The sequence below is a fragment of the Exiguobacterium sp. s91 genome (genome assembly GCF_018618915.1).
GTDB lineage: Bacteria > Bacillota > Bacilli > Exiguobacteriales > Exiguobacteriaceae > Exiguobacterium_A > Exiguobacterium_A abrahamii.
Genome location: NZ_JACSMZ010000001.1, coordinates 1,378,517 through 1,404,434, shown reverse-complemented (window position 1 = coordinate 1,404,434; position 25,918 = coordinate 1,378,517). Strand labels below are relative to the sequence as shown.

At 46.5% G+C, this 25,918-nt stretch carries 31 protein-coding genes; 20 read left to right on the top strand and 11 right to left on the bottom strand.

Features of this window, described 5'->3' with window-relative positions:
- Positions 1–12 precede the first annotated feature (12 nt).
- A complete protein-coding gene (locus KNQ06_RS07245) occupies positions 13–699 on the top strand; it encodes a polysaccharide deacetylase family protein (RefSeq protein ID WP_064300892.1) in 687 nt (228 codons plus the stop codon).
- A gap of 46 nt (positions 700–745) precedes the next feature.
- On the opposite strand, the gene KNQ06_RS07240 is transcribed toward KNQ06_RS07245, so the two are convergent.
- Together KNQ06_RS07240 and KNQ06_RS07235 are read right to left on the bottom strand one after the other, a co-directional pair.
- On the bottom strand, positions 746–994 hold the full coding sequence (locus tag KNQ06_RS07240) for a hypothetical protein (RefSeq protein ID WP_064300893.1): 249 nt from the start codon (positions 992–994) through the stop codon (positions 746–748).
- Between the two features lie 78 nt (positions 995–1,072).
- The gene (locus KNQ06_RS07235) at positions 1,073–2,182 is read right to left on the bottom strand and encodes a GGDEF domain-containing protein (protein ID WP_214723069.1); all 1,110 of its coding nucleotides are present in this window, start codon (positions 2,180–2,182) and stop codon (positions 1,073–1,075) included.
- Positions 2,183–2,337: 155 nt separating this feature from the next.
- Here KNQ06_RS07235 and KNQ06_RS07230 point away from each other — a divergent pair, with 155 nt between their 5' ends.
- Positions 2,338–2,871, top strand: coding sequence for a DUF402 domain-containing protein (locus KNQ06_RS07230; protein WP_215147726.1), 534 nt, complete (start codon positions 2,338–2,340; stop codon positions 2,869–2,871).
- Positions 2,868–3,353: an NUDIX hydrolase gene (locus KNQ06_RS07225; protein WP_215147724.1), complete on the top strand. Its 486-nt coding sequence runs from the start codon at positions 2,868–2,870 to the stop codon at positions 3,351–3,353. The genes KNQ06_RS07230 and KNQ06_RS07225 overlap by 4 nt, the downstream gene beginning before the upstream one ends.
- A 36-nt stretch (positions 3,354–3,389) precedes the next feature.
- Here the strand turns inward: KNQ06_RS07225 and KNQ06_RS07220 are convergent, their stop codons facing one another.
- On the bottom strand, positions 3,390–3,887 hold the full coding sequence (locus tag KNQ06_RS07220; RefSeq protein WP_214804852.1) for a DinB family protein: 498 nt from the start codon (positions 3,885–3,887) through the stop codon (positions 3,390–3,392).
- A gap of 90 nt (positions 3,888–3,977) precedes the next feature.
- On the opposite strand from KNQ06_RS07220, the gene KNQ06_RS07215 reads away from it, so the two are divergent.
- The 5 genes from KNQ06_RS07215 to KNQ06_RS07195 all read left to right on the top strand — a co-directional run bounded on the left by KNQ06_RS07215 (position 3,978) and on the right by KNQ06_RS07195 (position 7,442).
- Entirely contained in the window at positions 3,978–4,742 is a 765-nt protein-coding gene (locus KNQ06_RS07215; protein ID WP_214804854.1) for a helix-turn-helix domain-containing protein, read from the top strand.
- Positions 4,733–5,368, top strand: a complete 636-nt coding sequence (locus KNQ06_RS07210; protein WP_215147722.1) for a M15 family metallopeptidase — start codon at positions 4,733–4,735, stop codon at positions 5,366–5,368. The genes KNQ06_RS07215 and KNQ06_RS07210 overlap by 10 nt, the downstream gene beginning before the upstream one ends.
- Entirely contained in the window at positions 5,365–5,610 is a 246-nt protein-coding gene (locus tag KNQ06_RS07205) for a phage holin (RefSeq protein ID WP_023468184.1), read from the top strand. Before KNQ06_RS07210 ends, KNQ06_RS07205 begins: the two co-directional genes overlap by 4 nt.
- 134 nt (positions 5,611–5,744) lie before the next feature.
- On the top strand, positions 5,745–6,881 hold the full coding sequence (locus tag KNQ06_RS07200) for a GGDEF domain-containing protein (protein WP_215147721.1): 1,137 nt from the start codon (positions 5,745–5,747) through the stop codon (positions 6,879–6,881).
- A gap of 24 nt (positions 6,882–6,905) precedes the next feature.
- Positions 6,906–7,442, top strand: a complete 537-nt coding sequence (locus KNQ06_RS07195) for an Imm64 family immunity protein (RefSeq protein WP_215147720.1) — start codon at positions 6,906–6,908, stop codon at positions 7,440–7,442.
- A gap of 53 nt (positions 7,443–7,495) precedes the next feature.
- Here the strand turns inward: KNQ06_RS07195 and KNQ06_RS07190 are convergent, their stop codons facing one another.
- Together KNQ06_RS07190 and KNQ06_RS07185 are read right to left on the bottom strand one after the other, a co-directional pair.
- Positions 7,496–7,789 (bottom strand): hypothetical protein, encoded by a 294-nt coding sequence (locus KNQ06_RS07190; protein ID WP_029341604.1) that lies wholly within the window; start codon positions 7,787–7,789, stop codon positions 7,496–7,498.
- A gap of 200 nt (positions 7,790–7,989) precedes the next feature.
- On the bottom strand, positions 7,990–8,667 hold the full coding sequence (locus KNQ06_RS07185) for a hypothetical protein (RefSeq protein ID WP_149427297.1): 678 nt from the start codon (positions 8,665–8,667) through the stop codon (positions 7,990–7,992).
- Positions 8,668–8,791: 124 nt separating this feature from the next.
- On the opposite strand from KNQ06_RS07185, the gene KNQ06_RS07180 reads away from it, so the two are divergent.
- On the top strand, positions 8,792–9,865 hold the full coding sequence (locus tag KNQ06_RS07180) for a threonine aldolase family protein (protein ID WP_215147719.1): 1,074 nt from the start codon (positions 8,792–8,794) through the stop codon (positions 9,863–9,865).
- On the opposite strand, the gene KNQ06_RS07175 is transcribed toward KNQ06_RS07180, so the two are convergent.
- Complete coding sequence (locus KNQ06_RS07175; protein WP_035397549.1) at positions 9,835–10,242, bottom strand: MerR family transcriptional regulator; 408 nt, start codon at positions 10,240–10,242, stop codon at positions 9,835–9,837. The two genes, KNQ06_RS07180 and KNQ06_RS07175, sit on opposite strands and share 31 nt — an antisense overlap.
- Positions 10,243–10,324: 82 nt before the next feature.
- Here KNQ06_RS07175 and KNQ06_RS07170 point away from each other — a divergent pair, with 82 nt between their 5' ends.
- From KNQ06_RS07170 to KNQ06_RS07160, 3 genes are all read left to right on the top strand, one after another.
- The gene (locus KNQ06_RS07170; RefSeq protein WP_149427299.1) at positions 10,325–11,074 is read left to right on the top strand and encodes an SDR family NAD(P)-dependent oxidoreductase; all 750 of its coding nucleotides are present in this window, start codon (positions 10,325–10,327) and stop codon (positions 11,072–11,074) included.
- Between the two features lie 541 nt (positions 11,075–11,615).
- On the top strand, positions 11,616–11,957 hold the full coding sequence (locus tag KNQ06_RS07165; protein WP_174316267.1) for a DUF3139 domain-containing protein: 342 nt from the start codon (positions 11,616–11,618) through the stop codon (positions 11,955–11,957).
- A gap of 247 nt (positions 11,958–12,204) precedes the next feature.
- Positions 12,205–12,453 (top strand): hypothetical protein, encoded by a 249-nt coding sequence (locus KNQ06_RS07160; protein WP_215147718.1) that lies wholly within the window; start codon positions 12,205–12,207, stop codon positions 12,451–12,453.
- Positions 12,454–12,521: 68 nt separating this feature from the next.
- Here the strand turns inward: KNQ06_RS07160 and KNQ06_RS07155 are convergent, their stop codons facing one another.
- Entirely contained in the window at positions 12,522–12,848 is a 327-nt protein-coding gene (locus tag KNQ06_RS07155; RefSeq protein ID WP_149427301.1) for a DUF3139 domain-containing protein, read from the bottom strand.
- 363 nt (positions 12,849–13,211) lie between these two features.
- Here KNQ06_RS07155 and KNQ06_RS07150 point away from each other — a divergent pair, with 363 nt between their 5' ends.
- Positions 13,212–13,406 (top strand): hypothetical protein, encoded by a 195-nt coding sequence (locus KNQ06_RS07150; protein ID WP_023468199.1) that lies wholly within the window; start codon positions 13,212–13,214, stop codon positions 13,404–13,406.
- Between the two features lie 180 nt (positions 13,407–13,586).
- On the opposite strand, the gene KNQ06_RS07145 is transcribed toward KNQ06_RS07150, so the two are convergent.
- On the bottom strand, positions 13,587–14,003 hold the full coding sequence (locus tag KNQ06_RS07145; RefSeq protein WP_215147717.1) for a hypothetical protein: 417 nt from the start codon (positions 14,001–14,003) through the stop codon (positions 13,587–13,589).
- Between the two features lie 260 nt (positions 14,004–14,263).
- On the opposite strand from KNQ06_RS07145, the gene KNQ06_RS17095 reads away from it, so the two are divergent.
- Both KNQ06_RS17095 and KNQ06_RS07135 read left to right on the top strand, forming a co-directional pair.
- Positions 14,264–15,169, top strand: coding sequence for a methyl-accepting chemotaxis protein (locus KNQ06_RS17095; RefSeq protein ID WP_215147716.1), 906 nt, complete (start codon positions 14,264–14,266; stop codon positions 15,167–15,169).
- Between the two features lie 172 nt (positions 15,170–15,341).
- Positions 15,342–16,277 (top strand): cation diffusion facilitator family transporter, encoded by a 936-nt coding sequence (locus tag KNQ06_RS07135; protein WP_064300911.1) that lies wholly within the window; start codon positions 15,342–15,344, stop codon positions 16,275–16,277.
- A gap of 46 nt (positions 16,278–16,323) precedes the next feature.
- Here the strand turns inward: KNQ06_RS07135 and KNQ06_RS07130 are convergent, their stop codons facing one another.
- Positions 16,324–16,641, bottom strand: coding sequence for a hypothetical protein (locus KNQ06_RS07130; RefSeq protein ID WP_215147714.1), 318 nt, complete (start codon positions 16,639–16,641; stop codon positions 16,324–16,326).
- A gap of 175 nt (positions 16,642–16,816) precedes the next feature.
- Between KNQ06_RS07130 and KNQ06_RS07125 the strand changes: the two genes are divergently transcribed.
- Entirely contained in the window at positions 16,817–18,016 is a 1,200-nt protein-coding gene (locus KNQ06_RS07125) for an MFS transporter (RefSeq protein WP_215147712.1), read from the top strand.
- Positions 18,017–18,394: 378 nt separating this feature from the next.
- Positions 18,395–19,135: a sugar nucleotide-binding protein gene (locus tag KNQ06_RS07120; RefSeq protein ID WP_215147710.1), complete on the top strand. Its 741-nt coding sequence runs from the start codon at positions 18,395–18,397 to the stop codon at positions 19,133–19,135.
- 48 nt (positions 19,136–19,183) lie between these two features.
- Here KNQ06_RS07120 and KNQ06_RS07115 read toward each other — a convergent pair whose 3' ends face one another.
- A complete protein-coding gene (locus tag KNQ06_RS07115) occupies positions 19,184–20,323 on the bottom strand; it encodes a globin domain-containing protein (RefSeq protein ID WP_215147708.1) in 1,140 nt (379 codons plus the stop codon).
- Positions 20,324–20,462: 139 nt separating this feature from the next.
- Positions 20,463–22,094: an ABC transporter substrate-binding protein gene (locus KNQ06_RS07110; protein ID WP_215147706.1), complete on the bottom strand. Its 1,632-nt coding sequence runs from the start codon at positions 22,092–22,094 to the stop codon at positions 20,463–20,465.
- Positions 22,095–22,196: 102 nt separating this feature from the next.
- Between KNQ06_RS07110 and KNQ06_RS07105 the strand changes: the two genes are divergently transcribed.
- The 3 genes from KNQ06_RS07105 (at position 22,197) to KNQ06_RS07095 (ending at position 25,819) form a co-directional block, all read left to right on the top strand.
- Positions 22,197–23,432 (top strand): MDR family MFS transporter, encoded by a 1,236-nt coding sequence (locus tag KNQ06_RS07105; protein ID WP_215147704.1) that lies wholly within the window; start codon positions 22,197–22,199, stop codon positions 23,430–23,432.
- 15 nt (positions 23,433–23,447) lie between these two features.
- Positions 23,448–24,020, top strand: a complete 573-nt coding sequence (locus KNQ06_RS07100) for a GNAT family N-acetyltransferase (protein ID WP_215147702.1) — start codon at positions 23,448–23,450, stop codon at positions 24,018–24,020.
- A 101-nt stretch (positions 24,021–24,121) separates the two neighbouring features.
- A complete protein-coding gene (locus KNQ06_RS07095; RefSeq protein ID WP_215147700.1) occupies positions 24,122–25,819 on the top strand; it encodes an RNA-directed DNA polymerase in 1,698 nt (565 codons plus the stop codon).
- The last annotated feature ends 99 nt before the right edge of the window (positions 25,820–25,918 follow it).

Sequence of the window (25,918 nt, the reverse complement as noted above, 5' to 3'; positions counted from 1 at the left end):
GAGTTAGTTTACATGCGTTCACGTCTTGTCACAGCGGGAGTTCTCGCGACACTCGCCTATACGGTCGTTCCGTATATGGCGTCACGCGTCTTTGGATGGCGCGTGACGAAATCACTGGACTCACGATCCGTCGCCTTGACGTTCGATGATGGTCCAGATCCTGTCTATACGGCAGAACTTCTTGATCTCTTACAACAAGAAGGCATTCATGCGACGTTTTTCGTCGTGGGTCATAAAGCAGAAGAACATCCGGACCTCATTCGCAGGATGCACGAAGAAGGGCATCAAGTCGGTATCCACAATTATATCCATCGTCCGAACTGGTCGATGCGACCGTCGACCGTCCGGACAGGCATCGAGCGGACGGCTACAATCATTGAACGGATCACGGGCGAACGTCCGACGGTCTATCGTCCACCGTGGGGTGCGCTTAATGCTGGAGATGTCCTTTGTCCTCCTTCTTACAACATGATTCTCTGGTCGAAGATGGCAGAGGACTGGAAGCTAGAGGGCGGAAAGGCAAAAATCAAACGGCTGCTATCAAATGTGTCAGAAGGAGACATCATCTTGCTCCATGATAATGGGGATACGTTCGGTGCAGATCCACAAGCACCCGTGCAGACGATTGCGGCGCTGAAAGAACTCTTGCCGGAGTGGAAAGCACGCGGCTTACAGTTTCGGCGAATCGATCAAGCATAAAGAAAGAGGACTTACCGGTTTCATGGTAAGTCCTCTTTTGCATGGATTAAGCATTGCGTGACATGTCGTCCTCGTCTGCTTGACTATGATGGAGGATCAAGCGTCGTACGACGAACGAGCGTAAGAATAAGATGAAGGTGATGAGCGGAAGTAGTAACCACCACGATTGTGTTAAAAATAAGTCATCAAACGTCGTGATCATGACGAAATGACGCCCAATGTACAGCCACATGAACAAGGAACTGACGAATAGAATCGCTTCTGATGTCGTCATGAACTCAAAATCGGATTTCATTGCTTCACTCCTTATGGATGATCTGTTTTTGCATCACCCAGCGCAGTCTACTCAATAATCGAATGGGTATGATAAAAATTAAGAACGGACCGGTTCGCGGTCTTGCGTCGTCATCGCCGCCTCAGCATCGACCTCGTACAGAATGACGCGGTTCCGCCCTTGTTCCTTGGCAGCATATAACGCTTCGTCGGCAAGGATATTCATCCGCTGGGCAGCGACGTGTTTCCCATGGGCGATGCCGACGGACGCTGTGATCGAGATGGCGGGAAAGCCGTCGAGCTGAAAGCGCGTGTTCGCGATCCGCTCCCGGATTCGGTTGGCGACCTTCGCAACTTTCGACGGCGTCAAATCATAGACGAGGACCATGAATTCCTCTCCCCCGATGCGCGCCGTGATATCGTGCGGACGCGTTTCTTCCTGTAAGATCCGTGCGAACTGTTGCAAGACGAGATCCCCGTTCGCATGCCCGTATGTATCGTTGACATGCTTGAAGTGATCGATGTCGAGTGCGAGCACATTGTAGACACGTCCTTCTTCTTCGAGCAACGCCGTCCGTTCGTCCCAAACACGGCGATTGTACAGACCCGTCAAATGATCAAGTTCCGCTGATTGTTTGTAGCGCTGCACCTGTTCGTTGAGCAATTGAAAATCAATCGTCAATAGACTCGATAACAGTCCGACTGCGAGTCCGATCGTCCATGTCGAAGCGAGCAAGCGAAGAGCGGCGTCACTAAAGCCGAGATTGATTGAGACAGCAATCGAGATCATGAACAAGGCCCAGACGTTCATGATGAGATTTTGCAGTAACGGTCGGTGGAGCAACCGTTTATGGATGAAGTACATCCCGGAGCTGATGCCAAGGACTGCAAGAAAGGCGACGACCGCTTGTGGTGTCCAGCCGAAGTAGAACCGGGAGCAGCCGATGATCAGCGTTGCGATGATCAGTGGTGAGCGGACGCCATAAAAGGCGAGCAAGACGAGCGGTAAATGACGCAAATCCATTCGTAACGACTCGTTGACGGCGATCCCTTTAAACATCAATAGCACTCCGAGCAGCCCGGTCGCGAGACCGACGATGAGGGATTTCAAGCTACTTGACGCGAGACGTTGACTATAAATGATTTTGGCGATCAAATAAAAGCCGGTGAAGGCGATGCAAGCATTCAATAACAACTCGGCAATGAACATCGGTTCCACATCCTTGAGTATGATACCTTCACGATAGCAGTTTGATAAAGGATGTCAACGAGAGACTCTCAAAATTTTAGTAAATCAGGTAAAGACTTGCTTCGATATGATCATTTGGTAAAATAAGAGAGCTTTAGGGAAAGGGAGGGATGAGGTTGGAACCGAAACATCTAACGATAGAAGCGCGAAAATTTGATGGACGTCCGCACTATTCATGGAGCGGGTATGTCCTTGAACAGACGGAAGCGTATCTGCTCGTCGCGAATACGCCCGGACGGACACTTTTACATCATCGTCGCGAAGCGGTTTATACATATGACAATTATAGTCTCGAATTCTATCCGCTTGATGCGGATTTTACGGTCGGTCTTGATTTAGAGCGGACGGGAGAGGTGACGTACTACTGTAACATTTGCTTACCGCCGGTTCTTCAAGGAAATACCTTATCGTTCATTGATTTGGATCTCGATCTCGTCCATCGCGAGGGAGTGTGGACGGTTGTCGACGAGGACGAATTTTTAGAGAACCAACAATTGTACGACTATCCGCCTGATGTGATTGAACGAGCTCGTGCATCGTTACTGAACCTACAAGAACGAATCGCGCAGCAACAGTTTCCGTTTGACGGCTTTTTGGATCCATTCATCCCGACCGTCCTGCAGATGAAGAGAAGGGGGAATGACATATGAAGACGATTCGTTGTCACCGGGCATTCGGTGTTTATGGATTATTGATGAAGGAGGATGCCTTACTCGTCATCGACAAGAATGGTGGACCGTATATCAATCGCTATGACTTACCAGGGGGAAGCCTCGAAGAAGGAGAGACGCTCGCTACGGCGATGCGCCGGGAATTCACGGAAGAGACTGGGCTCGAAGTAGCACTTGAACGACAGATCGGCGTCGCTGACTTCAAGCTTCCGTGGGACTGGCGCGAGTTCGACGAAGTCCATCACATCGCTGTTTTTTATCTCGTCCGACAGACGGGGGGAACGCTTAGTATCCCTGAACAATTTGTCGGACAAGACTCGCTCGGTGCGCGCTGGGTCAAGGCGAGTGACGTCTCGATTGATAACGCGTCACCGCTCGTACTCGAAGCGTTTCGCTGGATCGAGGAACAGCAACTCGATCTCGAGGCACGACACTTTTCGAGTTGGGACGTCTTGAAATGAACAGGAGCGCTCTTCGTTAACGGAGAGCGCTTTTTCTTATGGGAGATTCGCTAATGCGGCATCAAGCCGTCGTTTTTGATGGCGATGGTGCGCGAGATGATACATGACGAGAGCATACCACTCGGCGGCATTCAACCAGCCCATCCCACCGTGTTGCGTCTTTTGGTCAGCGGGTGCCGACTTTGCGATGGAAGCAAGTGCAGTGTGACGATCGGTCAACTCAAGCCAACGCGTCCGTAATCGGTCGACGTGAGCCGTCTCGTCCGGTGGTGCGTTCATCGCATCCGGTAACCGGATCGGTGTCGCCGGAAACGCACCGGCAGCAAACAGTACCTCGCCAAAAGGTGACTTCCCGGACGTGGTCATGGGTGCGAACTGGCACGACTCGACCTCATCCAAATACTCATGACTGACGACGATCAGATGATCGTACATCTGACTGATCGACCATGTGTCATGATCCAGATGATGAATCAAGGAATCCGGTTGATAGTGATCAAGCTCCTGTAGATAATAGGTGAATAGTTCGTTCATCCTGTCACTCCTCTCAAAAAACATCTCCCTATTCTTTTCGAACAATCCTCGACTTCTTCCTGTCATATTTCCTAGAAAGGAGGAATCACCATGCAAGTTCCATATCTCCCGGTTCCCCATACGCTCTTACGGAGCGGGACGGCATTTGCGTCCGTCCATGAAAAGATGATCTATCTGATCCTTGAAAGCTTCAGTGGTCAGGATGGTCAAGCATTCCCGTCCTATCAAACGATCGCCGACGCTGTTCCGTGCAGTAAATCGACGGTCAAGTCGTGTATCCAGTCCTTGATCGCAAGCGGTCGGATCGAGAAAGTCGAACGGTTCACGAAACACGGGGGACAGACCTCGAATGCTTACCGTGTCCTGCCCCGTGCCGACATACCGTCCCCGGCGAGTCACGAGACGACTGCCCCCGAGGTTTCTGCTGACTCCGAAGAAGAAGTCTTGAAGAAAACGACTTTAAAAAAGGAACTGGTGCAGCAGTACGAAACGAATCTAGGTAAAGCGACACCACGAATCGAGCAGGAATTGCTACAGCTGGCAACAGACCATCCGATCGAGCGAATCCAGTATGCGATCGAAGAGGCAGCGCGGGCGAACAGTCGTCATTTTGGTTACATCGAGCAAGTCGTCAAACGCCTTGCGACCGGATCTGCGGCAGTACGTCCGAAACAAGGAACCAAACGTTCAAGAAGAGAAACTTCATTATTTCAATTACCGAATTGGATGGAACGAGAAAAAGCAGCGCAACGAGCATATGAAGCACACCATAAAGAGAAACAGACCATACCTGACGACGCCGAAATTGCAGAATTATTACAAGCACTGACAAGGGAGGGAGCTTTATGCAACTAGAAGAATTACTCCGACGTGCCAATCAAAAACTATCCGCTCCTGGCATGCATCCGTCTGTCATCCGGATCGCGCGTGACGTGATACGAGAGCTTTATCCGCATGGAATCAAGCTCGGTGTAGCGCAAAGCTTTCGGAGTATCTCGGAACAGAATGCGTTGTATGCAAAAGGACGGACGACACCAGGGCCCATCGTGACGCAAGCCCGCGGCGGACAATCGAACCATAACTTCGGTGTCGCAATCGATGTCTTCCTTTACGAAGACGGAGCAGTATTCCTTTCTCCACCAGATGCGCGACTCCGGCGGATTGTTGCAGCGATGAAACGACGCGGAATGGACTGGGGAGGGGATTGGTCTCGTTTTCCCGACTACCCACATTTTGAACTGTACGATCATGTCAGTCTTGCCCGCCATCATGTGCCAAAACCGGGACACTATCTACGGGAAAAAATCCAAGCACCGGAACTCATCCGAGCCCTTGAAAAACGCTTGGGACTTGTGGTGACGGGAGTCTTTGATGCCCGATTGACGCACGCCGTTCGAACGTTCCAACAGACGTGTCGTCTAGTCGCTGACGGGATCGTTGGTCCGCAAACATGGCGTCGTCTCTTTCCGGTGTCACCATGATTCGTCTTCAGGCGTGGATCCGTCTCTTGATTCCGCTCTATGTCTTTCTTGAGTTACTCTTACCGACGCTCGGTTTTACAGCATTGCCAGTATCGTCAAGTGACGTCGAACGGTTCGTGACGGGTCTGATCGGACTGGTCGGTCTACTCGTCGCTTGGTGGAAGAACAATGATGTGACAGAACGAGCACTGAGACGAAGGCAGTCACAGGAACAGCTGGAAAACACATCCCTGACCGATTAAGAAGGCTGGAAGCGTTTGGAATGTTCTAGCAACGGGCATTATTTCATACAAACGACTAACAGTTTGATTTCAAGACACCGATATAAGGGATAGACTTTAGTCAATTAGATAGAGAAAGAAAGGTCGGTCTTTTTGTGAAATGGTCAACGTTGCAGCGCTATTTGTTTTTGGCACTCTGTGCGCTTTTATTTACAAGCGTCTGGAGCTATCAAGCTTTCCTAAAAATCGAACGAGAGAATGCACGCATCTTAAACGAGGCGATTCCGATCTCGACGGAAGCAGCAGAGTTGTTTCCGGCGTTACTAAATCTTGAACTGGTCGTTCGCAGTTACATCCTCTCACCGAACGAGGCGGATCTAGCCCAGTATGATCGGACGATTGATCGGCTTGATCAAACGGTCAAGCGACTCAATCAACTCGATGAGAATCATCCGATCATGCGAAAGCTCGTCCGGACGGAAGCGATCCCACGAATTGAGACGGCAACCCGGTTTTATGATGCCCAACTGGCACTCGTTCGAAGCGGGGATCAAGCAGTCGCTGAGGCAAAACGCTATCAAGGGATGCAATATATCGAGACATTTCGTCCGATCGATGCCCGTCTACGGACGGACGTCAACCGAATCATTGCCGAAGCAACGAATCGTTCCGAACAAGCATCGAGTGCTGCGAAATGGGTCATCGTCGTCGTTGCAAGCATCGCTGTCATCGTCTTGATTGCCTTCATCCAGACGTTTCGGATGGAACGCAGCAAACAAGCCTTGATTCATCGTTCGCTTCACGACGCCTTGACCGGCATCCCGAATCGACGAGCGTTCGATGAACGATTGGAACATCTCCTCGAAAAAGCCAAACAGCACCAGACACCACTCTCCCTGATTTTGATCGATGTCGATGCCTTTAAGTCGTACAATGATACGTATGGTCATTTAAAAGGGGATGAATGTTTAAAAGAAGTCGCCCGCGTCCTGAAGCGTCAAGCACGGCATGGACAAGTCGCACGGTACGGTGGGGAGGAATTCACAGTCTTGTTGCCGCGCGGAGCAGAAGAAACCCGGCGCATTGCAGAACGAATCCGACAGGACATTCTCGACTTGAATATCGTACATGAACGCTATGAACCACTTTGCCGGGTCAGTGTCAGTCTTGGCTTGACGTCGCTTGTACCCGGAGCAGAGACGACGGAAAAAGAGGTGATCGACCAAGCCGATCAAGCGTTGTATCGGGCGAAAGAGAATGGTCGGAACCAAATCGGTGACATGGCAGGGTAATGCATAATCAGATGGGAATGAAGAATGGTGATACAGGTAGGATTTGTTTTTGAAAAAACGGAAAACATGGAAAACGCTGCTCGAACGGTCTTGGATGCATTTCATTCAGACATACGAGTTCTCGGATACAGTTACGCGACGGATATTGATGGATCACATTGGGGCGAGGAAAAAGGTCTTCCGAAAGACTGGCGTCCATTGCTGAGTCATCATTATGGGAATGCCTCGCTTGTCTTCTCAGCGTATCATGGTTTAACGACAATACCTGTTCGAATGACGATTGAAAAAGAGCCTGACTGCTTTGGTTTTCGATTCGGTTTTCAAGAAGAGAAGTTAATTCCGTTGACGACCGACCAGCAAGAATTGTTGTTCATGGAGGACATGCAAAGGGTTGCTGGCAGGTCAAACGCTCTGTATGCCTTTTGTGATTTTGATGCGGAAATCGAGCATCCGATAACAGAACGGGAACACATCAATCGAGAATATGCGATCATCTACTGGTCCAAGGAGCAGACTTTTTTAAAGAACGGTTGGAAAATCGATGGTTTTACAGACCGATGAACACAAAAATACCCCACGTGAGAACTTACTTCTCATACGGGGTATTTTTATGTTCATTGTAAGATGACGCAATACGATCGATCGGAAATGAGAGGCGCCGATATGACATAGACCGCTTTGACGGGAACACCACCAACACGTGCATCGAGTTGTTTGAGCTGGGACCGAATCTTGCGGCTTAAGCCATAGCGTGTTTCAGTACTGAGCTCATCGACATCTTCTTGGACGTGCAAGAGAAGTTGGAACGGTTCAAGTGAAAAGATTGAAAAATCACAGGAAATCCGCGGATCCTCGAATTTTTCATTCAATTCCTTCTTAATGTAATAGGCTTCTTGCGCACTGATCATCTTCTCTCACCTCACTCTCCTGGTTGAACGACTTTTTCTCTACTATAGTCTATATTACCCAGTTTTCTGGCAACTAATCGTCTGATTTTGAAAAAAAGTCAATCCAAACTTTAAAAACACTTGAAACGTTTTTTTAAGATGTCATCCTACTCGACAGCAAAAGAAAAACCGCCGAGCTTCAATGAGCAGGGCGGCAGGATTCAAGAGATCGATGATTGAACTTGGCATGTCCGAAGATACTGCTCCATCGATTGGGCGAAGAAGGTCAATTGATGCGTCGAGATGACCGGTACCTTCCCATACCGCACTTCAAAGTAGAGCGGATCAACAGGAGATGGGAACGCAATCCGATCAAACCATTCCGTTACCGTCTCGTGGGTCCGGCGTTGTAAGGACAGTGGCAATTGTGCATTAAAGTGAGCGAGTTGTTTTCGAATCGAGTCAGCAGGCAGGTCTTTTGTCTCATAAATGAAGATTGGAAACCGTGGCGGAAGCACGTACCCTGATGGATCGATACGAGGTCGACGCAACCACTGGAGATAATGCCAGAAAAACCAGCTACAAAACAGGAGAATGAGACATAGTATGAGAAGATAAGGAGGTGTCGTCACCGAAGAGTCGAACCCTGTCCGGAACCATGGAGCTGGTGGATCGGCTTCGCTCATCGTGACCGTGCTCTCGCCATAAGACGTTCCTTCTTCGATCGTATCGATGATCGATTCCTTTGGACCGCAACGGTCGACGCAATATGTATTCGTTGCTGGATCAATTCGTCCAAGCAGTGACGTATAGAGCGACGGGACGAATTGTTGCATGGTGAGTAGTAGTAGACAGACAAGTGGAATAAGAAGCAATAGGCGAGTGCGAAGCGTTTGCACGATAGGAACACCTCCTTTGACGAGTACGTTTAACAGACTTTCGCTACACAGTATAGCAAAAGTGGAGAGGGAATATTTTGATTTTTTCAAAAAATAGTCATTGATTTAGAAGGGAATGAAAGAGATGGATTTACGATCGAGTTACCAAGAAACGACGAAACGTTTAGATGGACATGGGAGTCGGACGGTTGGCGTGTTACAAGAAGCGCTCCGAACTGTCTCGGCTGATCAACCAAGTGATATTTATGGCAACGGCGAATTAATCAAGACATTCGAGCGCAAGATGATAGACTTACTCGGGCACGACGATGCGGTCTTTTTTCCGAGTGGTACGATGGCGCAACAGATTGCGCTACGTATCTGGTCGGATGAACAGAACAATCGTAAGGTCGCTTATCACCCGCTCTGTCATCTCGAAATCCACGAACAGGACGGTTTAAAAAAATTGCACGAGATCGAACCAGTACTAGTCGGAGAAGCCGATCGATTGATGACGATAGACGACGTCAAAGCTTTACCGGACGTTAGTTGTTTGTTACTCGAACTACCACAACGCGAACTCGGCGGATTGCTTCCATCGCGTGAAGAACTCGAAGTGATTTGTGCGTATGCCCGCAAACAGAATATCCGTCTTCACTTGGACGGTGCCCGTTTACTTGAGGTCTTACCGTATTATGAGGCAGAAGCTAAGGACATCGCGCAACTGTTTGACAGTGTCTACATCTCCTTTTATAAGGGACTCGGCGGCGTCGCAGGAGCAATCTTAGCTGGACCAGAACCGTTTTGCCAAGAGGCACGAAACTGGAAACGTCGCTACGGCGGTGACTTGATCAGTCTATATCCGTATATTCTGTCTGCCGATTTTTATTATGAACAACGAAAAGACCGCATGGCAGAGTACCATGCAGCCGCAAAGGAGCTTGCGAGCCGATTGAATACGATCTCAGGCATCTCGACTCGTCCCCTTGAGCCGGTCTCGAACATGTTTCATCTCTACTTCAAGGCAGAAAAAGCAGTCGTCGAGGAAAAATTGATTGAAATCCAGTCGCACGGAAAAGTTGGTATCGCTGGCTATCTAGTTGAGAAAGATAGCGGCTGCGCGACGGAAGTCAACATCGGCGACAGTTTTCTTGCGTTGCCGCCTGACGAGCGTGAAACGGTCTATCGTCAATTGACGGAGGCGTTCTCAGAGGATTGAACAACATCAGGAGCGGGAATTGTAGGATGGAGGCGACGATAAGTGTCGACTTTTTCTGCAATCATTCGCTCCGTTTCCTGTAATGCTGCTAGTTGTGCTAAGACGTTCGCATGGTGGGCTTCAAGCAATGCGAGCCGTTCTTGCGTCGTATCCTGCTCGCCGTGAGCAAGGAACAGCGTCACGTAAGAACGGATTTGCTCGATCGGCATATGCGTTTCGCGCAAGCGGAGGACGAACCGAAGCCACGTCACGTCTTGGTCGTCGTATCGACGTTGACCGTTCTGGCGCTTCGGAAACAGTAGCCCTTCTTTTTCGTAATAGCGGATCGTATGGGCACTCGTATCGGTCAATCGACTGATTTCAGAAATCGTATACATACATCTCACCTTTCTGCTTGACTTAGAGTTCACTCTAAGGATTAGACTCTCACTATACCAAATCAAAAAGGGGATATGCTACATGAAGTACACGGTCATTACAGGAGCAAGTTCAGGAATTGGATATGAGACAGCAAAACTACTCGCAGGAAAAGGGAAATCACTCGTTCTCGTCGCGCGACGGACGTCTGAGCTCGAAAAACTTCGGGATGAAGTCAAACAAATCTCACCAGATAGTGATGTCATCCTCAAGTCGGTCGATCTCGCAGATAACCAAAACGTCCATGATTTATATGAAGGACTAAAGGAACTCGACATCGAGACGTGGATCAACAATGCTGGATTCGGCGATTTTGATCTCGTCCAGGACATTGAGCTCGGGAAAATCGAGAAAATGCTTCGCTTGAACATCGAGGCGCTGACGATTCTATCGAGTCTGTTCGTCCGCGATCATCATGACGTTGAAGGAACGACACTCGTCAATATCTCGTCAGCAGGTGGCTACCGGATCGTTCCGAACGCGGTCACGTATTGCGCGACGAAGTTCTATGTCAGTGCCTATACGGAAGGGCTAGCGCAAGAACTGCAAAAAGGTGGGGCAAAACTCCGGGCGAAAGTACTGGCACCAGCTGCGACTGAGACAGAGTTTGCGAATCGTTCGCGCGGCGAAGCAGGGTTCGACTACAGCAAGAACGTCAAAAAGTACCATACGGCGGCTGAAATGGCAGGCTTCCTGCATCAGTTGATCGAAAGTGACGCGATCGTCGGCATCGTCGACGGTGAGACGTATGAGTTCGAATTGCGTGGTCCGTTGTTCAACTACGCAGGATAAAATAGAACAAGGTCCCTTTTTCGAATGAGAAAGGGACCTTGCTTATGTAATCATGATCGATACGAATTTCAAGAATTAATCAAAAAAGGGCGTCCATCAATTATTTTTAAAGACTTTCTTCGCTAATTTCCATACGACATAGTCGACTGCGCTAATGATCAGAAGATTCATCAAGGCACCGAAAATCATAAATTGCCCCACGAGTTAACCACCTTTACATACTTTTTTTAGAGCGATGAGCATTCTATTTACGTTTTCGTTTGAAGAACCTCAAACTGATAAAAAATAACGCCATCAGCACGATAGCGATGTTCACGGCTAACGTTAATCGCTCATTTTCAATCACTCGACCATTCAAGAGATTCAAGATGATAACAAGCAACATCAATAACAATAAAAAGTATTTTATGGATTTATTTATCATGAATGACTTCCTTTTTTTGTGTTCTTGTATTAGTTTAAACATATCGCGGATTTTAAAACAAGGGGAATGGAATCTGGAAATACGATATTTTTCTTACTTCTACTCGGGAGTGATGGTATGAAACGAATTTATGTATGGATTACGATAGTGATGATTCTAGGAGTGGGCATCATCGGTGCTTCAGCCTTTAAGGTGTTTTATTATGATGAAAAACAAGAGGTCACTCAGGAAATCGATCATTATTTGAAGCAACAGAAGTATATGACATATGTGAAGAACAAGGAAATTCGATACGATACGAGCACGGGTGAATTCATTGCACGGGTCGTGTTCCAAGATGAACCGGAAAATGAATATGAGATTTATCGATCGGGATCTCATCGCTTTAAAGTCACGGGATTCAAAGACGGCGAACAAATTACGAACAAACAAGAAGGACGGTATATTTCAGAGTATTGACAGCAAGTAGTCAAGAATGGAAGTGAGGTGACAAAATGAAAAACATGATCTTTTTAGGAAGCGTCGTTGCGCTACTCGTGGTACTCTTTTCACTTCATTACGGATTTCACGTAATCAGTGATACAACGCTTAAAATATCTTTATTGGCTTCTCTGATCGTTGTATTGATCGCGCGGAACAAATGGAAGATTTCGTTTTAATGGGAGATTGAATCGGATGACAAAAGATTGTTTGGAGGAAAAGATAAGTGAACGTCAGTGAATTTTTTGACTGGAAAATCAACTTAGATGATGAACTGTATGCTGTCATTGATGAGAAGGCGAGAAAAATGGTAGTGATGGGGAACTTCATCGAACTGAGCGCGGTCTTATGGATGGATCGAAATGATGTCCTTCAGTTAAAGCCGACGTGGGATTGTGTCATTTCCATCGACGATGCTTCAAAACAGATTACGATTCGCTCGTCAGAATCATTGAATATGAGAGAAGAATGTTAAGTAATCAAACAATCGAGTCCATTCGTGAGATAGCTGAATGGACTCGATTGTTATTTAAAGTACGATGTCTACTTTAATTCATGTTGAACGGAGCCAGTCACTTCAACATGATGCTGGTCGTATACAGTCGTCAGTACATGATCTTCGACGATTTCATAGTTGTATGTATAGTCTGGTTCATTCGTGTATTTGATTTCCAGCACGTATCTTCCGGTCTTCGACTCAAAGACCGTTTCCTTTTTTGAAATATCTTGGTCGTATCCTGATTCAACTAACATTCGTTCAATCTTGATTTCGGTCATCGTTTTAGAAACGAAGAGGTAAGTCGGATAGGCAGCTATCAAGATGACGAGAACGATAAGTGTATAGATGAGTGGACGTACTTCTTTTTTCATACAATCACATCCGTTCCGATGAAATGAATAGAGAAGCTAGGTATTCTATATTGAAGATGAGGAGAGATATGTGGTGGGAAAAAACAAAGACGAGATACCGTACTATATGAGGAACGTTCCGTTCTTCTTCCTAACGGCACTCCTCGCACCCGTCGCGGTACTACTTGTACTGCTCAATTGGGATAAGCTCTCGACACAAATGAGAAATAACCATTTAACGTTTTCAATCCTAATGACCCTGTTATATATCTCAAAAATACTGCCTGACGGTTTATTTAAAATCATATTCGCGGTCTTTACGTGGACGTTGATTCTTTTCGTGACATACATCTACTTCGGTGGCGGTAGAAAAGGAGCGAAATCATGAGTAAGTATCATTTATCGAGCATTCGGTTAGTTCTCATTGTCGTCATCACATCGTCAATCTTATATTTTGGATTCGATTGGGAACTCGGGTATGGAATTATCTGGTTGATTGGTTTAGTAGGATTTACGATTTATCGCAACTTTGAGGCTGCTCGGAACGAGAAAATCGAAGCGCAAACGAAGAACGATTGATTTCATTTGAAGTCCATCGTTCTTTTTAAATATGACCCCACAGAATTAAATCTTCGAGGTGCTCATTATCTTCTTCACCGACACACTAAAATTCACCTGCTTTTACGACAAATAGACCGTTGGATGAGTCCGACGGTCTACGCTCGTTATTTGTCGTACTGTAAAATACATATTATCGTGTTAGAACATCTTATATCCCATCCGTTTTGCCTCGATGAAAGCAGCAGCAAGAAAGGCGAAGACCCCCCAAAGGATCCATGCTGCACCATGTCCGACGAGTAAGGGATCCGTTCCATAAAGAGTTGTGCCCCACGTTAGAACGATTCCGTCTAAGAACGTAGCCACTAACAGTCCGAGACTGACACCTGGCACCATCTGTTCAGCATTCAAGCGTGCAACTTTTTTTATGATGATGACGGAAATCCACGAAACCGGTAAACCAATCAGGAAGGCAATCACATTTCCGACATTTTCGAACATGCCGATCCCAGATCCGAATCTGACTGACAGGGCACCGACGAACCAAAACGCTGCACCAAGTACGACCAAGACGATAGCTTGTTCTTTCGAAAATATAGGTGGCTTGTTATGTGTCATTTTTATTTCCTCCTTAAAGTTGTAGTATTTACTACATAATTAAATGTAGCATCTACTACACTTTTTGACAATGCCATAGTGTGTTGTTTGTATCTGTCACAATATTTTATTAAAGTGATTTCGTTTTCGTGAAAAACAACTTGAATAATCGCCGATTCAGCTATAAAAAAGGTCAATCGATGACGATAGATAGGTACAGATTGTTCTTTTGAAAAACTGTCTTAGTACATGAACGATACATAGAAGGAGTTAATGACACCATGAATGAAACCTTACCGAGACCGCTACGCTCACCAGCGATTTTGTCGAGCCTTGAAGCAAACGTCGCGATGATCTGTTTTGATCGCCAACGACGCGTCGTCGACGTCAATGACTTGTTTGCGAAAACGATGAAATATAAACGAGACGAGATGATTGGCTTACAGCACCATACGTTTTGCACACCAGAATTCGCGAACAGCCGTGAGTATCAGGACTTTTGGACACGTCTGTTTTCGGGCTTCAGTACAGCGGATAAAATCAAACGAGTCGATGCCCGGGGCGACATCTTGTGGCTTGAAGCAACCTACATGCCGATTTTTGAAGGAGAAGAGGTCGTCGGTGTCGTCAAGATTGCGAGTAACATTACGGACCGGATCGACCGCGTGCAAGGATATGCGAAAAGCTTCCAGACGCTTGCTGAAGGACTGAATCTGCAGTCGATTCAAGGATCGAAAGAGGGCAACCAGCTTCAAGAGACGATGAACACGATCTCGAGTGAAACGGCAGAAAACCAACAGACGTTCGAAACGCTATATGACCAAGCTATCGAGATCACGAAGATTGCTGATACGATCAAGGAGATTGCTGCTCGGACGAACCTGTTGTCACTAAACGCGGCAATCGAAGCGGCACGGGCTGGAGAACACGGTAAAGGCTTTACGGTCGTTGCCAGTGAAGTCAAAAACTTATCGGATTTAGTCGGCAGTGCAGTTATCGAAGTGCGCACGAATACGGAAACGATGAATCGTCAAATCATGGCGATGATGAAAAAGATTGAAGCGTCCCATCTCGAAGTCGCGTCGAGCCTTGCGACGGTAAAAGAAACGATGCAACGCTTTACCGCAATCGAAGAGGTCGCACGACAACTCGAGCAGCAAACAGAGGATTTCCGGTCGTTTATTTGAAAATGATATAGAAAAAGCGATGGCAATGGGCCATCGTTTTTTTGTTTAGTCAGATGAGTCGTTTTGGAAGAGTAAAGGCGTGGGATATAACAGATGAGCCCGTTGACCACAGAACGAAGGCACGTTATAATTCAAATAGACGTTTGAATGTAAGGTAAAAGGAGGCAACGTCATGGCACATGATCATCATCACCACCATCATCATACCGACAATAAAAAGGTACTAGGCCTGTCGTTCCTGATCATCACCGCGTTCATGATCGTCGAGGTCATCGGCGGGATTTGGACGAACAGTCTCGCGTTGTTATCAGACGCTGGGCACATGTTAAGTGATTCGATTTCACTTGCGATCGCCCTGTTAGCCTTCCAGTTCTCGAGTCAAGCACCGGATGCGAATAAGACATTCGGTTCAAAACGCTTTGAAATCTTAGCCGCTATCATAAATGGTGTGACGCTGATCGTCATCGCCCTCTATATTTTCATTGAAGCCATTCAACGCTTCATCGATCCACCCGCTGTCGCAACGACCGGGATGCTGATCATCAGTGTCCTCGGGTTGCTCGTCAACATTCTCGTTGCCTGGATCATGACACGCGGCGGAGGGCATGAGCACAACCTCAACATGCGTGGTGCCTATCTGCACGTCTTAAGTGACATGCTCGGATCCGTTGGTGCGATTGCAGCTGCTCTTCTGATCATGTTCTTCGGTTGGGGATGGGCGGATCCCTTGGCGAGTGTCATCGTTGCGATCCTTGTCTTACGGAGTGGCTATTACGTGACAAAGGCATCCGTTCACGTCTTGATGGAAGGAACGCCGAGCGACGTCGATATCGATGAGGTCGTTTCGACGATTCAGACGAACGAAGCCGTCCTCGGACTACATGATCTACACATCTGGTCGATCACGAGTGGGTATAACGCATTATCGTGTCACGTCGTCGTCAAGGAGGACATGACCGTCCGGGAGTCAGAGTCGATTCGCGAACAGATTGATCACGATTTGAAACACGTCGGGATTAATCACGCGACGATCCAGGTCGAGACGGATCAGCACGCACATGGCAATACGTTGTATTGTAACGGCAAACACGAATCGCATACGCATTAAAAAACGAGCACGCGTCCAAGTCGGACGTGCGCTCGTTTGCTTATGCTCAAATGATCGGCACCGTTGGTAGAAACAGCGTCGCGAACAGACTGATACTCAAGAACATCGAGTATCCGAAAAAGGTCGTTTTGGCATTTCCAGCAGCTCGGTTACCTAAGTACATGAATAAGACGATGGATAAGAACGTCAAACCCGTCAATACGGACGAGTGGTGTTGATCCGGCGAAGGAGCAAGCGACTGGACAAGATGCGCGAGACCAAGCGGCAGGACGATCAAAAGAAAGTAGTAGCCTAGACGTGCCTCGGATGGGACGTCGACCTGTTCCTGTCCGGTTTCATAGTCATAACGCGTTTGCGTTTTCATGGATCTTCACCTCCCTATGCGTTTTAGTATAGCGAATGAACATGTCGGCTCTGTTACAGACGGGTAAGAATGCCTTAACAGACGATGACGATGTGATGACGAAAAAAGAATGGGCAGCAATTGAGAAAAATTGTAAGATAGACAAGAAGTCGTTTTAGGAAAGGAATAAAGCATCATGTCACGTGCGTTTCGTTTTATGTATGTCTCGGATTTGTTATCGACCGTCGGGACGAGTTTCGTTTATATCGCGATCTACTGGTTGAGCGCGGAAGAGATCAGTGCTTCTGGCGTCGCCCTGATTGCGACTGGTGTCTTTTTGATTCGTTTTCTCGTTTCAACGTTCGTCGGACCATGGATCGACCGGTTCGTCAGTGCATCGTTGTACCAAATGTCGTTGCTCATTCGATTGCTGGCACTTGGGATCACGTTAGCAGGAATCGGGATGACGGACGTCGTCCTGCCGTGGTTACTCGGCTTACTCGTCGTTCAGACGATTTTACAAATCATTGGTGGCAATGCCGTCTTCACGTGGGTCGTTGATTTAGTCGAAGATGACCAATTGCCGCAAGCGAATGCGTACCTTGCTACGATTGAACGGATCGGTACGTTGAGCGGATTTTTACTCGGTGGGATGATGGTCGCCCATTTCTCGATCGCGAGCATCTTATGGCTCGATCTTGGTCTACATCTTGCCGCCTGGTTACTCGTTCGACATATGACAGGACAAGTCGCAGAAGAGTCGCGTCAAGGATCGTACCGCGAAGCGTTGCTCGAAGGGATTGGTCACGTCGTGCGTGACGGTCGCTTAAAATGGATCCTCGGTTGTGCGATCCTCGCAAACTGGATGATCACACCAATGAATACTTTACTTGCGCCATATGCGAAGGATGTCTTATCGGGAAATGCCCAGACGTTTTCTGCACTCGAACTGGCGACGGTGATCGGGGGAATCGCGATGTCGCTCCTTTACGGAAAATGGGTCGCCTCCGTACGACAGGATAAGCTGTTTCGTTTTGCCGTCGTCTTGCAAGGTCTTGCGATTGCGATCGTCGCCTATGTCTCATTCGTCCCAGTGGCTGTTGGTGGGTTCATCTTACTCGGGATGGCGCTGACGTTATTCGGGATTCCATTTGCGACCTTGTTACAGCGCTCGACGCCTACTCATTTGCTCGGCCGGGTCCGGACGGCGATGGTCGCTGCATCAACGGCATGTTCCGCGCTCTGTTACGGATTATCGTCGTACTTGACGTCGTTCTTTAGCGTCTCGTTCGTTTTCCTGTTCTTTGCCTTAAGTGGTCTTGTGATGACCAGTGTCTGGTTACTTCTTCATCGTACCGTTTCCTTTACTGAGGTACGACAGGACAAGGTCGGATGAAATATCCGCCTTGAGGTGGAGGTAAGCGGTTTCGCACTCTTATACACTAGAGATAGAAATGAACGATGAGGAGTGGAGTCGATGGAGAGTTTATGGATCACAGCGTTATTGTTTTTGATTCCGATCAGTGGGATGACGGTCTTCTTGAATGTACTGTGGCGCCGAATGGAAACGGAAGGCGTTTCGGAGTAAGGATGAACTAACTAAACAGTGCGTCTGCTCGCCGATGTTAGATCGGACAGCGGACGCTTTTTTCATTTGAGGCACAGATGGTCGTAGGAGAATGACTTAGATTCGTTAAATCAACACTTCCCGTGTAAACTGAAGTAGCAAGTGATTTTATGAAGTTTCGATTGAACATAAGGGGGATGAATCACAATGAAAGCAATCATTACAGGTATGAACGGAACGGTAGCACCCGTCGTTGCGGACGTCTTAGCAAAGCACGACATCGAGACAGTCGCCTGGGACCGGACAAAAGTCTCGACGACTGACGAATCCGCGATGCGCACGTTTTTAGAAACGGAACGACCAGATTATTTTTTACATATCGGGATGGGGTCCGTCAGTTGGACGGAAGCGCTCGTTCGCTTGTGCCAAGAATATAAGATTCCATTTTTCTTCACGAGTACGGTGTCTGTCTTCTCGGACGACGTGCCGGCACCGATCGACAAGGACGCAGTACCGGATGCGACCGATGAATATGGTGCCTATAAGATTGCTTGCGAGCAAGCAATTCAAGCAATCAATCCACAAGCGAAGATCGTCCGGATCGGATGGCAGATCGGGACGGAAGCTGGTTCGAACAATATGGTCGACTACTTCACGAACGAGATGAAACAGCACGGCGTCATTCGGGCGAGTCGGAATTGGTATCCGTCGAGTTCGGTGCTTGAAGATACGGCAGAAGCGCTCGTTACGATTTTACTCGAACAGGAAGCAGGTCTCTATCAGTTGAACGGAAACGATCACTATTCGATGTACGACTTAGCGCGTGCCTTGAATACGCTTCATGCGAAAAACTGGACGATCGAACCGGTCGATAAACCACGCCGTGATAACCGAATGGCGACGGACGTCGTTTTGGTTCGTCCTTTGTCAGAACGATTGCCACTATAATCAAACATCCCGTTCTCCTTGATGCGTGTCAAAGTGAACGGGATGTTTTTATTGTGTAACTGGAGTTTCTGCTGAAAAGGCAAGCGTTGGTCCGAAGATTTCGTAATGCAGTTTGTCTGGTGACGCCTTGAAGTGTTCGATCACATATTGAATCATCGCTTCCGGACCGCAGACGTATGTCGGATCTGTGATGCTTGCGATAACGTCTTTCGGCAGGCGACCTGCTTGATCCGTCGCCTGATGCTCCGCGTAACGAATGACTCGCGCGCCGCGCTCCTCAAGCAAGGCAAGTTGCTCGTTAAATGGACGATTACGTTCGTCTTGGACGGCGTGATGTAAGGTTACGTGGCGACCAGCAGCTAACGCTTCGTCAGCCATCGCAAGCATCGGTGTAATCCCGATACCACCAGCAATCAGAACGACGGGTTCGTCGGAAGCGTCAAGCGTAAAAGCACCCGCTGGCGCACTAATCAATACCGTGTCACCGACTTGCGCTGCATGTAAATAGTCCGAGACGATGCCTTCTCGTTTGACACCAATCGTATATGTCTCCGTGTTCGATGCCGTCGTCAGACTGTATTGACGATTATGCCATAAGCCATCTTTGTCTTGAATCCGCACCGTGATGTATTGTCCGGCTTGATAAGCGGGGAGTGGACCGTCCATGCGGAAGGTCAAGGCGCGAATCCCATCCGCTTGTTCTTCGACATTCGAAATCTCGACTGTCTGATAACCGGAAAAATCTTTCGCTTGTTCATCCTGCGCGTAGAGTTCGGCTTCGAGCGTGATGAACAGATTGGCAATCTCTCCGTATGCTTCTCCCCACGCGTGCAAGATTTCTGGCGTTGCGGCTTCTCCTAAGACATCTTGCATCGCTCCGAGTAATTGTTGTCCGACGATAGGATACATCTCCGGTTTGATTTGTAGACTGCGGTGCTTATGCAGCACTGGTAATAAGACTGGCTTTAACGTCTCGAGTCGATCGATGTGAGCAGCAGCGGCATACACGGCTGTCGCGAGTGCTTGCGATTGCCGGTCGCTCCGCTGATTCGATTGATTGAAGACATGTTTTAGTTCCGGATGAGCCTGAAACAAACGCTGATAAAAGACTTTCGTGATCGCGGCGCCGTGCGACGCAAGGACGGGAACAGTCGATTGAACGATTTGAATGGTAGAGGTTGATAACATAAGACCACTTCCTTTTTGTTAAGTAATGAAGACAGTCTTAGTATTTCGTAGTCTCATCTTTAATACAATATTTAAAATACTAGATTAATGAATATCGTGTCTTTTGTCACAAGCAGGTCAAGATTTCGACAACGATTCGTCACGATTGATTGGAAATCCAGAGCTTCGAGAAATCAAAGTAACCGAACGAGTCGATCGTGATGTTTTGCAGTTCGATCGGATACGGAATCAGCCGCGTATCGTGATAGAACGGGATGAAATACGATTCGTCGATCAAGTGGCGTTCGATTGCTTGGTGGATCGGGAGCCATTCTTCGAACGGTGTCGCATCGTATTGTTCGATCCAGGTCAGCATCTCTGGCATCTGCTGAAACAGTCGGATCGGTGGTGAGAACGTGTTCGTCATGAACTGATAAAAGGCGTACTGGATATTTCGCTCGAACACTTCGGCATGGATGGCGAGATCAATCGTATCGTAGACATGAAAATCCGTGATGCTCTCTTCAAATCCGACCTCGACGAACTCATACGGAATTCTGTCCTGATCAAATCGCTGACAGAGCCAGCGTGTTACCTTGTCCGTAAAATCGGTCAACTTGATTCGGATCGGTTGTGTGAATAAAACAGCAGGACCTTCCGGTGTAGGGTATGGTCGACTGTACGATTCAAGAAATCCGGAGTCGTTCGGTTGTGCCCGTTCATGGAAGTCATGAATGCCATTACGGACTTCTGCGACGAGCCGGTGGATATAATGTCGCGCGGCTTTGGATTCAAACGGACCACCGGCGCGTGGATGGAGCAAGACAAGACCAAATCCGGATTGCGTTGCGATCGTATCAATCGGACTGGAATCAGAAGCCGATGTCCGGTAGACCGGGTCATATTGCTCCGGCATCTGGATGAACTCAATCCGGTCGAGCAGGGCACGGATGCCAAAGTAATTCGGGAACGCTGTCAGAACGGTTTTCTTGTCGTCATGTTGCGTCAGTTGGAACGGTCCCGTCCCGACACCGTCCTTAATAATGCTCGTATGTATCGAGGCAAGTTGCGGCAAAATCGAACTTCGACGTTGATCGAGTGTGAGGTCGACCCGGTACGGACCGTTCGAGACGATCTGTTTTACGTGCCGGTAGGAATAAGCGTAAGCCGGATATTTAATCAAAGCACGCAAGCTCTTCGTCACTTCCTTACTCGTCAGGAGCGAACCGTCATGAAAGCGGACGTCTTTCCGTAAGAAGAGACTGAGCGTCGCCCCGTTCCAGACAAAGTGATGAGAGAGTTCACCCTGAATGTTGCCGTCGCTGTCGATCGTAAACAGACGGTTGAAGACGTTCTGGACGAGATGGGCACTATGGATATCGGCTGCTTCTAACGGGTGTGTCGTCAGGAAATTCCGTTTTCGCGGAATCAATAACGCGTCAGCCGTCGTCTGTGTATAGCCGAATTTTCGTTCCAGTTGTCGCATGAAGCGTCCTGCTTGCGCCGGCGACCAGTCCCACGTCAATTCCTCCGTCACCGATTCGATCGAGTCACGGTCGATCCGATCGAGCATCTGTTTCGCATACTCCCGTTCGACGTGGCGCAACCAGACGAGTTCACTTAAGTTGCCCCGTCCGCGGCCGCTCGTGTAACCAATCCAGCCGTCTTCCTGCCATTTATTGAGATATCGTTTCGTTTGTTTAGGACTGAGATGGATGGCGTCGGCAAGAGTCGCAATCGAGTAGTGTCCATTTCGGCAAGTCTTCCATAACATAAAAAGATAAGCATCCATCGTACTTCTCCTCCTTAAAAGGGGACATCTTTTTTAAATGACGTCCATTTTTCCTATGTCTTGTCTTGTTTATGATACAGGTAGAGAATGGAAGGTGACAATATGAAATGGAAAGAAATACCGAAACCAATTAAAGTACGTCTCATCACATCGTTTTTCAACCGGGCTGTCTCGTTCTCCATCATGCCGTTCATGGCCCTCTTGTTCGTCCAGGCATTCAACGAAGTCATTGCCGGTGCATTTTTGATCGCGATGGTCTTCGTCAGCTTCATCACGAATCTACTCGGCGGATATCTTGCCGATCGTTTTTCCCGCAAACGTCTGCTCGTCACGACTTCTTCGCTCACAGCGCTGACATTCATCACGATGACGATTTCATTGACACTCGACTGGATGCTGTTGTTCATGGTCATCTACGCTGTCTTCTCGGTGACGAGTAATCTTGGTCGACCGGCAATGAGCGCAATTATCATCGATGCAACGACGAAGGAAAATCGCCAAGCGGTTTATGCGCTCGACTACTGGTTGATCAATCTCTCGATCGCCATCGGTACGGCACTCGGGGGCTGGCTCTACGTCAGTAACCAATTGCTGTTGTTCGGGATATTAAGCTTCACGTCGTCCGTTTTACCGATTGCCTATTATCTGTTTCTTGACGACACGCCACGGACGTGGCAACGTCAAAAACTACGTGGCGTTCTCGGCGATATCTTCACGAGCTATCAACTCGCTTGGCGGGACCGTCCGTTCGTCAAGGTCGTCTTTGGTTCGATGTGTATCTTAGCGGCTGAGTTTTCGATGGGCAGTTATGTCGCCGTCCGACTCGCTGATTCGTTCGAACCACTATCATTTGCCGGGTGGTCGATCAACGGGGTCCGGATGATGAGTATCATCAACATTGAAAATACGTTGCTCGTCGTCACGTTGACGTTCATCGTCCAGCGATTAGCGAAGCGTTTGTCGCCGCGCCGGACGCTCGCTGCAGGTTTGATGCTTTACACGATCGGTTATGTTGTCGTGACGAGTGCCAATAGCATGACGGCACTGATGGTCTTCATCTTCATCGCAACGATTGGTGAGTTGCTCTACTCTCCGGTCTTGAACACACAAAAAGCAAACATGATGCCAGCCGATCAACGTGGGGCGTACTCAGCGTTCGCGGGAACGTCGTTTGCTGGAGCGGACTTACTTTCTCGGTCGACGATTCTCGTCGGGACCTTCTTGATCCCATCGATGATGAGTGTATACATCGGATTGATCCTCTTGACGGGCTTTGGATTAGTCTATACGAGTCTGTTCGTGAAGGAATCTGTCGAACGAGAGCGAAACGTATCTTAATAAGGGGGAATACAGATGAACTTACCAGATACTATCGAAACGCCACGGCACCTGTTACGCCGTTGGCAAAAAAATGATGCAGCCGCATTGTATGCTTACGCGAAGGATCCAAATGTTGGACCAAAAGCAGGTTGGGCGCCGCACGCGTCACTTGACGAAAGCCAAGAAGTGATCGGCATTTTCCAAGCGTCACCTGGTGAGTATGCCGTGACCGATAAGGAGACGGGGGCAGTCATCGGGAGCTTCGGATTTCACTTCAATCGTCGGCCGGACGATTCGATTACCCATGACCGTCAAGTCGAGATCGGCTATGTCCTCGCGCCTAACTACTGGGGAGAAGGGCGGATGCCGGAAATCGTTGAAGCAATACTTGATTTCATCTTCCGGGAACTACCAATCGATGTCGTCTGGTGCGGGCACTTTGATTTTAATGACCAATCACGCCGTGTCGTTGAGAAACTCGGGTTTACGCCTATTCTTGACCGACCATTCGTCTTAGAACGAATCGACGGACGGACCGTGACGAGCCATGTCTACAACTGGACGCGTGAGCGGTATGAGGCAGAGAAGGGAATACAGAATAAGTAATATATAAAAAACGACCTCAGCTATGAGGTCGTTTTTTATATATCATACATATACAAATGATATTATATTAGTATTAATGCATTATACATGGAGGTTATGGAATGACATTGATAGCGAATGTTCCAAAAATATGGTACCAACAATATTTTTCAATGGATTATTTATTAAAGTATGGTTATTTTGATTTTAAATATTCTTCACGTAAATCAAATGAAGAATATATACTTTCTAATTTGGTTTATAAAGAAATCTTTAATACGGAAGATATTTCGAAAATATACTTAGATTTAAAATCGTTACACAATATAAAATTTAATTCGACAAAAGTTACATATCCAATTGAATTATCTATCTTCAAAAACGATGATGAAAGAAGAAAAATCAAATTTCCTAACATCTATTCATATATTTGTTTATGCGAGCACTTAAACCAAGAACAAGATATTTATATGGATATACTGTATAAAAGTAAACAGTCATTGTCTAATCGATTCTATTCGGAAACTTTTTTGAACGGAAAGATAAAAAGAACAAAAAATCGATTTGGAAAAAGAAAAATATTTAAGACAGACATTCAACATTTTTATCCGAGTATATATACGCATTCAATTCCATGGATTCTTGTAGGAAAAAATGAAGCGAAAAAAAATAAAAACAAAAAAAATCTATACTACAACAAACTGGATAGTTTAATCCAAAGATGTCAAATTGGAGAGACGCATGGGATACCTACAGGAAGTTTTGCTACGAAACTAATTGCTGAAATCTATATGTGCAAACTAGATGAAAAATTATCTGATCATAAATACGTAAGGTATGTAGACGATTTTGAAATTCCTTATAATGATGTTGTTAAAAAAGATTCGTTTTATAAATCTTTAAGTAAAGAACTTTCAAATTTGAACTTAAAAATAAAAGTAGAGAAAAACGAAATTGATAGATTTCCATTTCAAGATGGGAATAATTCCGCATTTTTCTTCGATTATTTTACTAATATTGCAACTAAAGTTTCAGACCAAAGAAAAAGAATATACAATTTTATCGAAGAATCAATTAATAAAGAACGCGAAGGTCACAAAGGTTCAATTAAATTAATGTTCAGAGCATTAATTGATAGTGTGAAAAATGGTGTTTTAAAAGAGGAGACCTTTGATAAGTATCTTCACAGTAATTTATTTAATTTAGTCTTAATGCAGCCAATATTAGCTGTTCTATATATAGAGTTTCTTGAGCATTTTAAAAATAATGATGAAGCTATATTGAGTATTAAATCAAATAAAGAAGAGATTCAATCAAGTATTAATAATTATATTGAATTGAGCTATAGCCAAGAATTGTTTTCATTACTTAGTATTTTCCATTATTTGGAATTATACGAATTGCTTCCAAAGGAAATATTAAAAAAGATAATTGAACAAATGGATGATTTAAGTGCAATATTGGCGTTTGAAGCACTATTAGTAAATGAGGATAACATTGATTATGATTTATTTGAGAATTCGGAAACTAAATTACTAAACTCGCTTTCATGGGAAGATGAGTTTTGGTTTTTTAAATATCATGTCATTTTTAAAATAAATTTAAATAAGAAGAAAAAAATATATAAAGAATTTCGTGAATTTTTATTTTTAAAATATGGAAATGGAAGTATGAATAAAGGTGCTTTTATGAATAAAAAAAATCTAGTTAATATTGAATCTCCCATTAATAGATTTTTTCAATCTAAGAACTCTCATCAAGATATCGGAAAATTCTTTGATGTGTTGCTCGATAACAAAATAAGCTTTATAAAAATATAAATTGTTTTAAAACTAATTATAGTAGACGTTCTATATCTCTTTAAAGAAAGATTTAAGTGTCTTAAATGATTTACTGTGTTTAACAAAGAAATTGAAATT